We start from the raw sequence: 15009 nt of genomic DNA on the forward strand, positions 1-15009 counted from the left end.
GCTGACGGCGATGCGCCGCGTAAGCCCCGCTTTGATGCCGATGCTCCGCGTCGTCCGCGCGCTGACGGTGATGCGCCGCGCAAACCGCGCTTCGATGCTGATGCACCGCGTCGTCCGCGTGCTGACGGTGATGCGCAGCGTAGACCGCGCTTCGATGCCGATGCTCCGCGTCGTCCGCGCGCCGATGGCGATGCACCCCGCAGCCCGCGCTTCGATTCGGACGCTCCGCGTCGTCCGCGCACTGACAGTGACGCGCCGCGTAGGCCGCGCTTTGATGCCGATGCTCCGCGTCGTCCGCGTGCTGACGGCGATGCACCGCGTAGGCCGCGCTTCGATCCGAACGCACCGCGTCGTCCGCGTGCGGACGGTGATGCGCCGCGTAAGCCGCGCTTTGATGCCGATGCTCCGCGTCGTCCGCGTGCTGACGGCGATGCCCCACGTCGTCCGCGTGAAGATGGTGATGCACCGCGTAGGCCGCGCTTCGACGCTGATGCTCCGCGTCGTCCGCGTGCTGAAGGTGACGCGCCGCGTAGGCCGCGTTTCGACTCCGACGCTCCGCGTCGTCCGCGCGCTGATGGCGACGCAGCGCGTAAGCCGCGTTTCGATGCCGATGCTCCGCGTCGTCCGCGTGCTGACGGTGACGCGCCGCGTAGGCCGAGCTTCGACTCCGACGCCCCGCGTCGCCCGCGCGACGATGGCGACGCACCGCGCAAGCCGCGTTTCGATGCTGACGCACCACGTCGTCCGCGCGCCGATGGCGACGCACCTCGCAAGCCGCGCTTTGATGCCGACGCTCCGCGTCGCCCGCGGGCCGATGGTGATGCGCCGCGCAAGCCGCGCTTCGATGCTGACGCACCGCGCCGTCCGCGTGCCGATGGCGAAGCCCCCGTGCGTCGTGCTGTGACGAATACCGCCGGCGCGCCCCGTCGCTCGCACGCACCCGGCAACCGGGGCGATGCAACGACGAGCCACGCTGACCACGAAACGAACGAATTCGGCGAAGAAACCGGCATGCTCCGGCTGTCCAAGCGTATGTCGGAGCTGGGCCTGTGCTCGCGCCGGGAAGCCGATGAGTGGATTGAAAAAGGCTGGGTGCTCGTCGACGGCCAGCGTATCGACACGCTTGGCACCAAGGTTCGCCCCGATCAGAAGATCGAAGTGCTGCCTGCCGCCCGCAAGCAGCAAGCCGCTCAGGTCACGATTCTGATCCACAAGCCGGTCGGCTATGTATCGGGCCAGCCCGAAGACGACTATCTGCCGGCCGCCGCACTGATCACCGCTGAAACCCAGTGGGAAGAAGACGGGTCAGGCATCCCCTTCCGCACGACTCACTTGCGCTCGCTCGCACCCGCGGGCCGTCTGGATATCGACTCGACCGGCCTGCTCGTCATGACACAGGACGGCCGCGTCGCACGCCAGCTTATCGGCGCCGACTCCGACGTGGACAAGGAGTACCTGGTCCGCGTGAGCTACAACGGAATTGAGAAAGACGTGCGCGATGCGTTCCCGGCCGATCGTCTTGCGCTGCTATGTCACGGTCTCGAGCTCGACGATCAGCCCCTGCGTCCGGCGCAGGTCGAATGGCAGAACCCCGAGCAACTGCGCTTCGTCTTGCGCGAAGGCAAGAAGCGTCAGATCCGCCGTATGTGCGAACTCGTCGGCCTCGAAGTCGTGGGTCTCAAGCGCATCCGGATCGGCAACGTGATGCTCGGCAATCTGCCGCAGGGCCAATGGCGCTATCTGCGCGCGGACGAAACGTTCGGCGATATCGCTTAAATGATGATGCAGGCACTGGCCGTCCAGATCAGGCGGCCAGCCCTGTGACGCGTATAAGCTGCGTCAGCATTGCCGTGACGTGCCAGGGCGCGTACCGAACCGACTGCCCTTGGCACAAATGCGCCGGTTGTCGGGAGAGCGGCTGTCGCAGCACATGCTCCGCCGCCCCGCTCTCGGCACCTGCCGAAAGCGCGCGCTTTCGACTGCCATCACCACCGCGCTCTTAATCGTCCGCCGCAGCCGGATCGAGATCGGGGAACAGCACGCTCGTGAAGCCGAACTTCGAAAAGTCCGTCACACGCATCGGATACAGCTTGCCGATCAGGTGGTCGCATTCGTGCTGCACAACGCGCGCATGGAAGCCTTCGGCGACGCGATCGATCGGCTGGCCATATTGGTCGAACCCCTCGTAGCGCAGCATCGAATAGCGGCTCACGACGCCGCGCATCCCCGGCACCGACAGGCACCCTTCCCAGCCTTCTTCCATATCCTGCGACACCGGCGTGATGATCGGGTTGATCAGCACCGTTTCCGGCACGGTCGGCGCGTCCGGATACCGGGGGTTCTGGCCAAACCCGAAGATCACGACCTGGAGATCCACGCCGATCTGCGGTGCGGCAAGGCCCGCACCATTCGCCGCGCGCATCGTGTCGAACATGTCGGCGACGAGCTCATGGAGCTGCGGCGTATCGAAGTGTTCAACGGGCGCGGCGACACGCAGCAGACGCGGATCGCCCATCTTCAGAATTTCGCGAATCATGTCGACTCTCCCTCCAGGAGCTTTCGCATGCCATCTTCGTCGAGAATCGCGATGCCGAGTTCCTCGGCTTTCGCGAGCTTGCTGCCAGCTTCCGCGCCGGCAACCACATAGTCTGTCTTCTTCGACACAGAGCCCGATACTTTGGCTCCCGCCGCTTCAAGCATTTCCTTCGCCTCGTCGCGAGACAGGCTGGGCAAGGTGCCGGTCAGCACCACCGTCTTGCCTGCAAGCACGCCCACGGGCTCGCGCGGCGCCGGCGGTCCTTCGGGCCAGGTCAGCCGTCCGGGCGCCCGAAGCTGCTCGATGACGGTCCGGTTATGCGGCTCCGCAAAAAAGTTGTGCGTCGCCTCAGCCACGACCATCCCAACGTCCGGGACCTCGACCAGCTGTTCGACCGTCGCGTCCATCAGCGGATCGAGCGAACCAAAGAAGCGTGCGTATTCCTTTGCGGTGCTCTCACCGACGTGCCGAATCCCTAGTGCATAGATAAAGCGCGCCAGAGTCGTCTTCTTCGCCGTCTCGAGTGCATCGAGCAGGTTCTGGGCCGACTTCTCACCCAGCCGCTCGAGGCCGACCAGCGTCTGCAGCCCGATATTGAACAGATCGGCCGGGGTACGAACGAGCTTCTCGTCGACCATCTGATCGATGATCTTGTCGCCGAGCCCGTCGATATCGATCGCGCGCCGCTGCGCGAAGTGCCAGATGGCCTGCTTGACCTGGGCCGGACAGATCAGCCCGCCCGTGCAACGTGCGACCGCCTCGTCGGGCAAGCGCTCGATCGCCGAGCCGCACACCGGGCAATGCGTCGGCATCACGAACTCGCGCGCGTCGTCGGGACGACGGTCGAGCACGGCACTGACCACTTCGGGAATCACGTCGCCCGCGCGCCGGATGATGACGGTGTCGCCAATCCGGATGTCCTTGCGACGCACTTCGTCCTCGTTGTGCAAGGTGGCGTTCGTTACCGTCGCCCCGCCGACGAAGACCGGCTCGAGACGCGCAACAGGCGTGATCGCACCGGTCCGGCCGACTTGCACGTCGATCGCGACAAGCTTCGTCAACGCTTCCTGCGCGGGAAACTTGTGTGCGAGCGCGAAACGCGGTGCGCGCGAGACGAACCCGAGCTTGTCCTGCTCGTCGCGCCGGTTGACCTTGTAGACGACGCCGTCGATGTCATAAGCGAGCGACTCGCGCTTTTCGCCGATCGACCGGAAGAACGCCAGCAAGCCCTCAGCACCCTTGACCACCGCATGTTCGGAACACACAGGAAGGCCGAGCGCGTGGTACCACTCGAGCAGCGCTTCGTGGGTCTCCGGCATGGCCGCGCCTTCAAGCACACCGATGCCGTACGAAAAGAACGACAACGGCCGCGAAGCCGTGATCTTCGAATCGAGCTGCCGCAGGCTGCCGGCCGCCGCATTGCGCGGGTTCGCAAATTCCTTCTGTTCCGCGGCGCGTTGACGCTCGTTGAGCTTCGCGAAGTCGCGCTTGAACATGAGCACTTCGCCGCGGACTTCGAGCACGGCCGGGACATGCTTGCCTTTCAGGCGCAGCGGCAACGAGCGGATCGTCCGCACATTGGCCGTAACGTCTTCCCCGGTCGCCCCATCGCCACGTGTCGCCGCCTGCTCGAACACACCGTTCACGTATCGCAGCGAAACGGCGAGTCCGTCGAATTTGAGTTCGGCCGAGTACTCGACGAGCGTATCCGTATGACCCAGTCCGTCCGCGCAACGCTTGTCGAACGCGACGATGTCTTCGTCCTCGAAGCCATTGTTCAACGACAGCATCGGCACCGCGTGCTCGACCGGCGTAAAGCCCGTCGCAGCCTGGCCGCCAACACGCTGCGTCGGCGACTCGGGTGTCACGAGTTCGGGATGAGCCGCCTCGATCTGTTCGAGTTCCCGATACAGCTTGTCGAATTCCGCATCGGGTAATTCCGGCGCATCGAGCACGTAGTACGCGTAGTTATTGCGCTCGATCTCCGCGCGCAGCCATTGCACGCGTTCGTCCGGACGATCGGGTGACGGAATGGAAGGAGACTCGGTCATCAGTCAGTGAGCATCGCTGTGGGTATCGCTGTGAATGTCGCAACGAGGCTGGCGCGCGCATGCGTGAGCCCGCTGCGCCGGGCCACTGCATGCATCCTACCGCGTTGTTGATGAATTGCCAGTCGGCATAAAGACCGACGCCCGAACGGGCGTCGTCTGCGGTTCAGCGATTGTTAGCTGCTGAACAACCGGCGTGCCGCCGGCGAACCTGCCGGGATCCCGGCCTTTTCGAGCTTTGCGTACAGCGTCAGTAACTGGCGTTCGATCGCTTCGAGCGCCGAGTCCGGCAACGGCCGGCGCTGGTCGTCGACCACACGCGCGCCAATCCGGTGCGACAGCGAAACCGCGTAATCGCACATCAGCCGGAACGGCAGAATGTCTTCGTCGGCGACCGGAACGTCAAGCAGCAGCGTGATCATCTGGCCGCCCTTGAACGTCAGGTCGTCGCGCAGAAAGTTCGTCTCGCCGAACTGCAGCATGAACACGGGGTTCTGCCGTGCGTCAAGCTTGACGAAGCGCGTGCCGTCGCGCGACAGCAGCAAGCCGTCCTGTGCCGCGACCGCCTGCACATAGTTCGCAGACCAAGGCGCGCCATCCGACATCACGTTGATCGACAGCTGTGCGTCGCATTGGGCGGCAAACGCATCGAGCTCGCGCGCCATCGCGACGGTTTCGATCATGTCGGGGAATTCCGGCGCCGCGTCGATCGCATCAGCCAGCGACTGCATGCCCGTCACGAACTCCGAAAACTCGAGCTCGTTGAGCGCGCCTGCCCGGTTGGCCAGCTGCACGGCAGCCCGCAGTTCGCGATAGCGTGTGCCGGGTTGCAGACCTTCCCACGCCTCGTCGTTCTCGCGTTGCCCTTCGATGAATACCGGCTTGCTGCCCGCGCGGCGAATCCGCTGGGCGAGCGGGATGATCTTGTCGCCCATCACCGACATCGGGATGCGCATCAGCACGACGCAGTCGATCCGGTGATCGACCCATGCCGGCGGCGCCGACGAGATCGTTTGGGTATTGGGCTGAACGGCAGGCTCGGCGCCTGCACCAGCCGACGCGACCGCAGCGGCACCCTCCTCCGCCGTCGTGGCTTCGGCCGCGCCCTGCGCGCCTGCGGCATGCGCGACGGGCGACGCAGCGCCAGCTTCATCGCTTTGAATGGCCGCGCCGTCCGACTGCACACGAGCGTGCGCGCCTTCACCTTCTGCGTGCTCGCCATCCTGCGCAGCGATCGCCTCGCCAGCCAGCTCGCTCATGGCAGCGGCGGCAGGCAACGGCGGATTCGCGACCTCGGCCGGATCCATCTCGCCAAAGGTATCGCCGCCGAGCGTCGGCTCACGGCGCTCGTTCGCGGACGCGGGACCGAACGTCGGTTCGCGCCGAGCCGACGCGCCCGCCGGCTGAGCACCGGGCACCGTGGCTGCACTCGCCGCCGCGGGCGACGCTGCACCCGTGGGATGGCGCTGGCCCGCATACGCAGGCTCGATAAACGGACGCTCATCCGACACATCCTGCATGGCGCGCGCCGATTCGGCGACTTCAGGCGGAAGCGGACGCGGCATCCGACGGCGCACGCGCGCACCCTGCCACGCGTTGTAGAAGACGACGCCGATCACAATCACGGCCCCCGCACCGATCAATCCGAGTTGCAGCTCGTTCATGCACGCTCCGTCTTCATTTCTGTTGCATAGGCACCGCTGCGATGCCCCACTGCTCTGCTCATTGTTCTACTCGTTCTACGACGTTTGTTTGATTGGGCAGCGTGCCGCAAGCGGGAAGCCACACTGCCTGCACGCCTGCCACCTCGATGCTTTGACGCCTGACGCCCGGGCCTCTGCAGTCTTAGCGTCCGGGTGCCTTGGCCCCACTCGCCTGACCGACGCTTCGATGCACCAGGCACCGATGCGCGATTAAGCCGCTTGTTGCACGAAGCCGGCTGCTGTTTCCATATCCACTGCGACGATACGCGACACGCCCTGTTCCTGCATCGTGACGCCGATCAGTTGCTGCGCCATCTCCATCGCAATCTTGTTGTGCGAAATAAAGAGGAACTGCGTCTTGCTCGACATCGAGCGCACAAGATTCGCGAAGCGTTCCGTGTTCGCATCGTCGAGCGGTGCATCGACTTCGTCGAGCAGACAGAACGGTGCCGGGTTCAGCTGGAACATCGCGAACACGAGCGCCGTGGCGGTCAGTGCCTTCTCGCCGCCCGACAGGAGGTGAATCGTTGAATTCTTCTTGCCCGGCGGTTGCGCCATCACCTGCACGCCTGCGTCGAGCACTTCGTCGCCGGTCATGATGAGCTTGGCCTGCCCGCCACCAAACAGCTTCGGGAACAGCTCGCCGAAGTGGTGATTGACCTCGTTGAACGTGCCCTGGAGCAGCTCGCGCGTCTCCTGGTCGATCTTGCGGATCGCGTCTTCGAGCGTCGTGATGGCCGACGTCAGATCCTCGAGCTGCGAATCGAGGAAGGTCTTGCGTTCACGCGCGGCCGTCAGTTCGTCGAGCGCGGCCATATTGACCGGTCCGAGCGCGACGATCGCATTGTTCAGCCGTGTGACTTCGCCTTGCAGGTACGACGGCTTCAGGTCCGGCGTCAGCTTGGCGACGAGCGCCGCTTCGTCGACTTGCGCTTGCTGCAGCTGCTCGTCGAATTGCTCGCGGTTCAGGCGGGCTGCCTGTTCCTTGAGCTGAAGCTCGGTGATCTTGTCGCGCAGCGGTTGCAGCGAGCGTTCGATCGTCAGGCGATTCTCGTCAGCATGACGGAGCTGGCCCGTCAGCGCGTCGAGTTCGGTGCGGGTCGACGCCAACGCGGCTTCACGTGCGGTACGCACCTCGAGCGCGTCCTGCAGGCCCGTGTGCGCAGTCTGTTCGTTGATCGCTTCGAGCTCGGCACGTGCGTCCTCGAGGGTGCCCTCGAGCCGCTCGCGCTGCTCGTGCGCCATCTGGATCGAGCGACGCAGTTCTTCGATGCGGGCGAGCACATTGCGCTCTTCGTACTGCGCCTGCTGCGCAGCGCGTTCGAGTTCGCGCGCCTGATGACGCGCCTGACCGAGTTCTTCGTCGAGACCTTCGAAGGCCAGTTGCTGATCTTCGAACTTCGCCTGCAATTCGGCGAGCCGGCCATCGGCCTGTTCGAAGTTCGCTTCCGACTCGGCACGCAACGCACGCTGATCTTCGATCTGCGCCGTGATCTCGGCCAGTTCTTCGCCGATCTGCGTGCTGCGGGCGACGTAGCGTTCATGCGCCTGGGTCAGCTTGAGCACATCGAGCTGCAGCGCGTGCACGCGTTGCGTCGAGCGTTCCGCCGCGCCACGCAGTTCGCCAAGCGCCTGCGTCGCCTGCGAGTGCGCGGCGTCCGCGCGGATCGCGAGCGTCTTCGCCTCTTCGGCAAGCAGACCTTGCGCGCGGACTTCGCGCGTCAGGTTTTCGATTTCCTGCTGGCGCGCAAGCATACCCGCCTGCTCGGAGTCCGCTGCATACAGTTGAACGCCGACACGCGTGACCTGATGGCCCGCCTTGACGACCAGCACGCCGTTCTCGGGCAGCTGCGAGCGCGAGGCGAGCGCCTGTTGCAGATCGTCAGCAATAAACACGGAACTGAGCCATTCGGTCAGCACAGCGCGCAGACCTGGCTCGTCGATGCGCAGCAAACCGAGCAGCGGACGCAGGCCATTGGGCGCGGCGTTCGACACACCCGCCTGCGGCGGCGAGAAAAACGCGAGCTTGGCCGGCGGCGCGTCGAGCGCAAACGACTTGACCCAGTCGAGGTTCGAGATTTCGAGTGCCGCGAGACGCTCGCGCAGAATGGCTTCGAGCGCCGTTTCCCAGCCCTGCTCGATATGCAGCTTCTTCCACAGACGCGGCAGTGAGCCGAGCTCGTGCTTCTCGAGCCACGGCTGGATCTTGCCGTCGGTCTGGACGTTTTCCTGCAGCGCCTTGAGCGCGGTCAGGCGTGCCTCGATCTGGTGAATCCGCGCCGATTCCGACTGAACGCGAGCCTGGGCATCGCGGCGCTCATCTTCGAGACGCGGCAAGGTTTCCTGAGCCTCGGTCAGGCGACCCTGCGCGTCGGCCAGAATCTCTTCCTGCTCGGCGAGCTGCATGCGGAGTTCTTCAAGCTGCGTCTCGTCGGGGACATCGAGGCCCTTCGACTCCGAACGCAAGCGTTCCTCGCGCTGTTGCAGTTGCTGGAGCTGCTGGTCGGCGTTGCGCTGATGCGCGGCTTCGAGCTTGATCGCCTGCTCGGCCTGCGAGATCTCGGCGCGCTGCTCGTTCAAGTCCGTCTGCGCGTCGCGCCAACGCGCTTCGAGCGCGGGCAGTGCATCGTTTTGTGCATGCGCGACGTCGTGCGCGGTCGCATTCTTCTCCTGCGCAATGGCGAGCGATTCCTCGGCCGCCTCGAGATCACCCTGGGCGACTTCGGCCTGACCGTGCCATTGCTCGCGCTGCGCCGTCAGCGCGGCGATCTGCGCCTGCGCGCGGTTGCGCGATTCGATAATGAATTTGATCTCGGCTTCGAGGCGGCTGACTTCAGCGTTGGCTTCATAGAGCGAGCCCTGCGCGGCCTGCATCGCGTCGGAGGCCGTGTAGTGCGCCACGCGCATCGTCTCGAGCTCGGCCTCGACCTCGCGGAGCTTGGCCGTTTGCGCTTCGAGATCGATCTGGGCGCCTTCGATCGCGCGCTGCTGGCGTGCCTGCTCGTCGAGGGCATCGTTCCGGCGCAGCAGCCACAACAGGCGCTGCTTTTCTTCGCCGTCCGCCTGGAGTTCCTTGAACTTCTGGGCGACGACCGCCTGGCCTTCGAGCTTTTCGAGGTTCGTGCCGAGTTCGCGCAGGATGTCTTCGACGCGCGTGAGGTTTTCCCGCGTGTCATTGAGGCGGTTTTCGGTTTCCCGGCGGCGTTCCTTGTACTTCGAGACGCCCGCGGCTTCTTCGAGGAACACGCGCAGATCTTCAGGCTTGGCCTCGATGATCCGCGAGATCATGCCCTGCCCGATGATCGCGTACGCGCGCGGACCCAGGCCGGTGCCGAGGAAGATGTCCTGAATATCGCGGCGACGGGCCGCCATATTGTTGATGAAGTAGCTCGAGGTCCCGTCGCGCGTGAGCACGCGCTTGACGGCGATCTCGGCATAGGTGCCCCACTGACCCGATGCGCGGCCGTCGGCGTTGTCGAACACGAGTTCGACGCTCGCGCGGCTACCCGGCTTGCGGTTAGTCGAGCCGTTGAAGATCACGTCCTGCATCGACTCGCCGCGCAGCTCCGAGGCGCGCGACTCGCCGAGCACCCAGCGCACGGCGTCGATGATATTGGACTTGCCGCAACCGTTCGGTCCGACCACGCCGACGAGCTGGCCCGGGACCTGGAATTGCGTGGGATCGACGAATGATTTGAATCCAGCGAGTTTGATCGAATTCAGACGCACGGCGAAATCGCTGATTGAAAAGGGAAAATCGGAGCCGGCCTCACCGCGCGCTTCGAGGCGGGAGCCACCGGGCCCAGGTTCGGGGGTCAATCATACCATCGGGCATCCTGCGTCCGGCACGCCGAGCGCGCACGCGCGGCTTTGACGCACAAGCCTTGCGCCGGCAGGCGCGCCGCCGCAGCGTGCGCTTCGATTCGATGGGCCGCGCAGGTATAATTGCCCGCTCGGCATGCACCGCCGCCCCGAATCATGGTCGACCACCGTGCATGCCGCATGCGCCAGCGCGCCTTCCCGACACCCTCTTCGAACTGCTCGCCCGTGAACCCGTTGCTCGACAAGCTGCAGCCCTATCCGTTCGAAAAGCTCCGCGCGCTGTTCGCGGACGTGACCCCGACGGCAGCCTTCAAACCGATCAGCTTCGGCATCGGCGAGCCCAAACATCCGACGCCCGCGCTGATCAAGGATGCGGTCGTCGCGGCGCTCGGCGGCCTCGCCTCGTATCCGGCCACGGCCGGCACGGAGGCCCTGCGCACGGCGATCGCGAACTGGATCGATGCCCGGTATGGCGTGAAGCTCGACGCCGCGACGCAGGTGCTGCCCGTCTCGGGTTCGCGCGAGGCTTTGTTTGCCCTCGCGCAGACCGTCGTGGACAGCACGAAGCCCGATGCGGTCGTGCTCTGTCCGAATCCGTTCTATCAGATCTATGAGGGCGCGGCCCTGCTCGCAGGCGCCACGCCGTACTTCGCCAACAGCGACCCGGCACGCAACTTCGCCTGCGACTATGCGGCGATCCCCGCCGAGGTCTGGTCGCGCACGCAATTGCTCTACGTCTGCTCGCCGGGTAACCCGACGGGCGCCGTGCTGACCCTTGAAGACTGGCGCGAGCTGTTTGCCCTGTCGGATCGCTACGGCTTCGTTATCGCATCGGACGAGTGCTATTCGGAAATCTATTTCGACGAAGGCCATCCGCCGATCGGCGGCCTTGACGCCGCCCGCGCGCTGGGCCGCGATGCGACGCGCCTCGTCGTGCTCTCGAGCCTGTCCAAGCGCTCGAACGTGCCGGGTATGCGCTCGGGCTTTGTCGCCGGCGACGCCGCGATCCTCAAGCGCTTCCTGCTTTACCGCACCTACCACGGTTGCGCGCTGAGCCCGGTGTGGCAAACGGCCAGCATCGCTGCCTGGGGCGACGAATCGCATGTGATCGCCAACCGCGCGATGTATGCCGAGAAATTCAAAACCGTGACGCCGATGATCGCGAGCGTGCTCGACGTCAAGCTGCCCGATGCCGCGTTCTACCTCTGGGTCGACGTGCGGCGCTCGGGTTTGTCCGACACCGAGTTCGCGAAGCGTCTGTACGCTGACTACAATGTGACCGTGCTGCCCGGCTCGTATCTTGCTCGGGACGCGCAGGGCGTGAACCCCGGCAGCGGCTTCGTGCGCATCGCACTCGTTGCCGAAGTCGACGAGTGCACGCAAGGCGCGCAACGCATCGTCGATTTCTGTCATGCACTGTCCAAAGCGCGCGCGGCCTGAGCGGGCTGTCGCGCGCAGCCCCCGCAAACGGCATTCCATCGGACACCGCTGAACCTGCATCAGCCAGCTGAACCGCTGAACCCTTTTCTCAACGAATCAGGCTCATCTCATGTCGCAACAACAACTGCAAACGATCATCGACCACGCGTGGGACATCCGCACCGAGCTGTCGCCGAAGGCCGCCCCCGGAGAGATCCGTGAAGCGGTTGCCCACGTGATCGAGGAACTCGACAAGGGCACGCTGCGCACCGCGGAAAAGAAGGACGGCGACTGGGTCGTCAACCAATGGGTCAAGAAGGCCGTGCTGCTGTCGTTCCGTCTCGAAGACAACGAAGCGATGCCCGCCGGTGGCTACTCGCAGTTCTACGACAAGGTGCCGAGCAAGTTCGCGTCGTACACGGAAGCCGACTTCGCAGCCGGCGGTTTCCGCGTCGTACCCCCCGCCATCGCGCGCCGTGGTTCGTTTATCGGCCGCAATGTCGTGCTGATGCCGTCGTTCACCAATATCGGCGCATACGTCGATGAAGGCACGATGGTCGATACGTGGGCCACGGTCGGCTCGTGCGCGCAGATCGGCAAGAACGTTCACCTGTCGGGCGGCGTCGGCATTGGCGGCGTGCTCGAGCCGCTGCAGGCCAACCCGGTCATCATCGAAGACAACTGCTTTATCGGCGCGCGTTCGGAAGTCGTCGAAGGCGTGATCGTCGGCGAAAACTCGGTGATCTCGATGGGCGTGTTCCTCGGCCAGAGCACCAAGATTTACGACCGCGAAACGGGCGAAACGCACTATGGCCGCGTGCCCCCGGGCTCGGTCGTCGTCGCGGGCAGCCTGCCGAGCAAGGACGGCAAGTACAGCCTCTACGCCGCCATCATCGTCAAGAAGGTCGACGCGCAAACGCGTTCCAAGACCGGCCTGAACGAACTGCTGCGGGGCGACTGAGCGATGACCGCGGCGCACTCCGCACGCGTGGTCGTGCACGGCATCCCGAACTGCGACACCGTGAAGAAAGCCCGCGTGTGGCTCGAATCGCACGGTGTCGACTTCGCGTTTCACGACTACAAGAAGGCCGGCATCGATGCGGCAACGCTCAAGCACTGGCTGCGCGAGGTGCCGCTCGATACGCTGCTGAATCGCCGCGGCACCACGTGGCGCGCATTGCCTGACGACGTGAAAGCGGGCGCCTCCGACGAAGCCGGCGCCATCGCGCTGATGATCGAGAAGCCTTCGGTCATCAAGCGGCCGGTGCTCGTCGTGGATGGCGCCGTTAAAGCCGTCGGCTTCACCGCCGACGAGTACGCGTCCCTGTTTTGACTTTACTGACTGATCATGTCCGCCACGCTTGCCCTGACTGAACAACTGATCGCCCGCGCCTCGGTCACCCCCGAGGACCTCGACTGCCAGGCGATGATCGTGCGACGCCTCGAAGCCGCCGGCTTCGAGTGCGAAACGCTCATCTCGAACGACGTCACCAATCTCTGGGCGATCAAGCGCGGCTCCGCAGGCCGTGACGGCAAGCTGCTCGTATTCGCGGGCCATACGGACGTTGTGCCGACCGGCCCGGTCGACGCGTGGAAATCCGAGCCGTTCGTGCCGACGCATCGCGACGGCAAGCTCTACGGCCGCGGTGCGGCCGATATGAAGACCTCGGTGGCCGGCTTCGTGGTCGCGAGCGAGGAATTCATTGCCGCGCACGCCGATCATGCGGGATCGATCGCGTTGCTGCTGACGAGCGATGAAGAAGGCCCCGCGATCGACGGCACCGTCAAGGTCGTTGAAGCGCTCAAGGCGCGCGGAGAACGCCTCGACTACTGCGTGGTCGGCGAGCCGACCTCCGCCGAGACGCTCGGCGACATGATCAAGAACGGCCGCCGCGGCTCGCTCTCGGGCCGCCTGGTCGTCAAGGGCATTCAGGGGCATATCGCCTACCCCCACCTCGCACGCAACCCGATTCACCTTGCCGCGCCTGCGCTCGCCGACCTCGCCCGTGTCGAATGGGACAAGGGCAACGAATACTTCCCGCCGACGAGCTGGCAGATTTCGAACTTCCACGCCGGCACGGGTGCGACGAACGTCATCCCCGGCACGGCCACGATTGATTTCAATTTCCGCTTCTCGACCGCAAGCACCGAACAGAGTCTGAAGCAGCGTGTGCATACGATCCTCGAAGCGCACGGCTTTGACTACACCATTGAATGGACGCTCGGCGGCGAACCCTTCCTGACGCCGCGCGGCGATCTGTCGGTGGCGCTCGGCGATGCGATCCGCGAGGAAGTCGGTGTCGAGACCACCCTCTCGACGACGGGCGGCACCTCCGACGGCCGCTTTATTGCCAAGATCTGTCCGCAGGTCATCGAATTCGGCCCGCCGAATGCGACGATCCACAAGATCGACGAACATATCGATGTGGCGTTTATCGACCCGCTGAAGAATATTTATCGACGCGTGCTTGAAAAGCTCATCGCCTGAACAGGACTGCCATGACGAATCCGTCCCATCCGTTCGCAACCGTGCGCGACCTGCTCCGCTACGCGACGTCCCGCTTTAACCAGGCCGAGATCTTCTTCGGCCACGGCACGACCAACGCGTACGACGAAGCCGCGTATCTGATCCTGCATACGCTGCATCTGCCGCTCGACACGCTCGAGCCGTTTCTCGACGCACGCCTGATGGACGACGAGATCACGGCCATCATGAACCTGATCGAGCGTCGTGCAACCGAACGTCTGCCGGCGGCTTACCTGACAAACGAAGCCTGGATGCATGGCTTCCGCTTCTACGTCGACGAACGCGTGATCGTGCCGCGCTCGCTGATTGGCGAGTTGCTGCAGGACCGCCTGACGCCGTGGGTCGACGACCCCGACCAGGTCACCGCCGTGCTCGAGCTGTGCACGGGTTCGGGGTGTCTGGCGATTCTATCGGCGGCCGCTTTTGAGAACGCCGATATCGATGCGGTCGACATTTCGCATCCGGCGCTCGAAGTCGCGCAACGCAATGTCAGCGACTATCAGCTCGACGATCGCATCGCGCTGTTCGAGGGCGATCTGTACGAGCCGCTGCCCGAGCGTCAGTACGACGTGATTCTCACGAACCCGCCGTATGTGAACCAGGCGTCGATGGACGCGCTGCCGCCCGAGTACGGTCATGAGCCGACCATCGCGCTCGCGGGCGGCCCCGACGGCATGACGATCGTCCAGCGCATCATCGCCAACGCCAAGCGCTTCCTGACGCCGGACGGCGTGCTGGTCGTCGAGATCGGCAACGAGCGCGACCATGTCGAAGCCGCATTCGGTGGCCTCGAGCTCAACTGGCTCACGACGAGCGCCGGCGACGACAGCGTGTTCCTGCTGCGCGCCGCCGACCTGCCGGACTGAGTTTTCGCGAGGCGCACATCGTGTCCGCCATCGTCACCCTGCTTCCGCTCGACGCGCTGCACATCGGTTCGCTGATTGCGCTCGCGCA

The 15009-nt window shown here is 64.9% G+C and carries 11 protein-coding genes; 7 read left to right on the plus strand and 4 right to left on the minus strand.

Features of this window, described 5'->3' with window-relative positions; translation table 11 throughout:
* Positions 1 to 40 precede the first annotated feature (40 nt).
* Complete coding sequence (locus ACMFWR_RS11730) at positions 41 to 904, plus strand: hypothetical protein (protein WP_413191840.1); 864 nt, start codon at positions 41 to 43, stop codon at positions 902 to 904.
* The gene (locus ACMFWR_RS11735; protein WP_413191841.1) at positions 901 to 1776 is read left to right on the plus strand and encodes a pseudouridine synthase; all 876 of its coding nucleotides are present in this window, start codon (positions 901 to 903) and stop codon (positions 1774 to 1776) included. Before ACMFWR_RS11730 ends, ACMFWR_RS11735 begins: the two co-directional genes overlap by 4 nt.
* 223 nt (positions 1777 to 1999) lie before the next feature.
* On the opposite strand, the gene def is transcribed toward ACMFWR_RS11735, so the two are convergent.
* The 4 genes from def to smc all read right to left on the minus strand — a co-directional run bounded on the left by def (position 2000) and on the right by smc (position 10016).
* Entirely contained in the window at positions 2000 to 2536 is a 537-nt protein-coding gene (gene def, locus ACMFWR_RS11740; RefSeq protein WP_413191842.1) for a peptide deformylase, read from the minus strand.
* Positions 2533 to 4587: an NAD-dependent DNA ligase LigA gene (gene ligA / locus ACMFWR_RS11745; protein ID WP_413191843.1), complete on the minus strand. Its 2055-nt coding sequence runs from the start codon at positions 4585 to 4587 to the stop codon at positions 2533 to 2535. Before ligA ends, def begins: the two co-directional genes overlap by 4 nt.
* 173 nt (positions 4588 to 4760) lie before the next feature.
* Positions 4761 to 6149 (minus strand): cell division protein ZipA C-terminal FtsZ-binding domain-containing protein, encoded by a 1389-nt coding sequence (locus ACMFWR_RS11750; protein ID WP_413194865.1) that lies wholly within the window; start codon positions 6147 to 6149, stop codon positions 4761 to 4763.
* A gap of 348 nt (positions 6150 to 6497) precedes the next feature.
* Positions 6498 to 10016, minus strand: a complete 3519-nt coding sequence (gene smc / locus ACMFWR_RS11755; protein ID WP_413194866.1) for a chromosome segregation protein SMC — start codon at positions 10014 to 10016, stop codon at positions 6498 to 6500.
* Positions 10017 to 10289: 273 nt separating this feature from the next.
* On the opposite strand from smc, the gene dapC reads away from it, so the two are divergent.
* From dapC to prmB, 5 genes are all read left to right on the plus strand, one after another.
* Complete coding sequence (dapC, locus tag ACMFWR_RS11760) at positions 10290 to 11549, plus strand: succinyldiaminopimelate transaminase (protein WP_413191844.1); 1260 nt, start codon at positions 10290 to 10292, stop codon at positions 11547 to 11549.
* Positions 11550 to 11658: 109 nt separating this feature from the next.
* On the plus strand, positions 11659 to 12489 hold the full coding sequence (gene dapD, locus ACMFWR_RS11765) for a 2,3,4,5-tetrahydropyridine-2,6-dicarboxylate N-succinyltransferase (RefSeq protein ID WP_413191845.1): 831 nt from the start codon (positions 11659 to 11661) through the stop codon (positions 12487 to 12489).
* Positions 12490 to 12492: 3 nt separating this feature from the next.
* Positions 12493 to 12861, plus strand: a complete 369-nt coding sequence (locus tag ACMFWR_RS11770; RefSeq protein WP_413191846.1) for an ArsC family reductase — start codon at positions 12493 to 12495, stop codon at positions 12859 to 12861.
* A 15-nt stretch (positions 12862 to 12876) separates the two neighbouring features.
* Positions 12877 to 14016, plus strand: a complete 1140-nt coding sequence (gene dapE, locus ACMFWR_RS11775) for a succinyl-diaminopimelate desuccinylase (RefSeq protein ID WP_413191847.1) — start codon at positions 12877 to 12879, stop codon at positions 14014 to 14016.
* 11 nt (positions 14017 to 14027) lie between these two features.
* Positions 14028 to 14921 carry a 50S ribosomal protein L3 N(5)-glutamine methyltransferase gene (prmB, locus tag ACMFWR_RS11780; RefSeq protein ID WP_413191848.1) on the plus strand — a complete coding sequence of 298 codons (894 nt, stop codon included), beginning with the start codon at positions 14028 to 14030 and terminating at the stop codon, positions 14919 to 14921.
* The last annotated feature ends 88 nt before the right edge of the window (positions 14922 to 15009 follow it).

Source organism: Pararobbsia alpina (genome assembly GCF_965118125.1).
Lineage (GTDB): Bacteria > Pseudomonadota > Gammaproteobacteria > Burkholderiales > Burkholderiaceae > Pararobbsia > Pararobbsia alpina_A.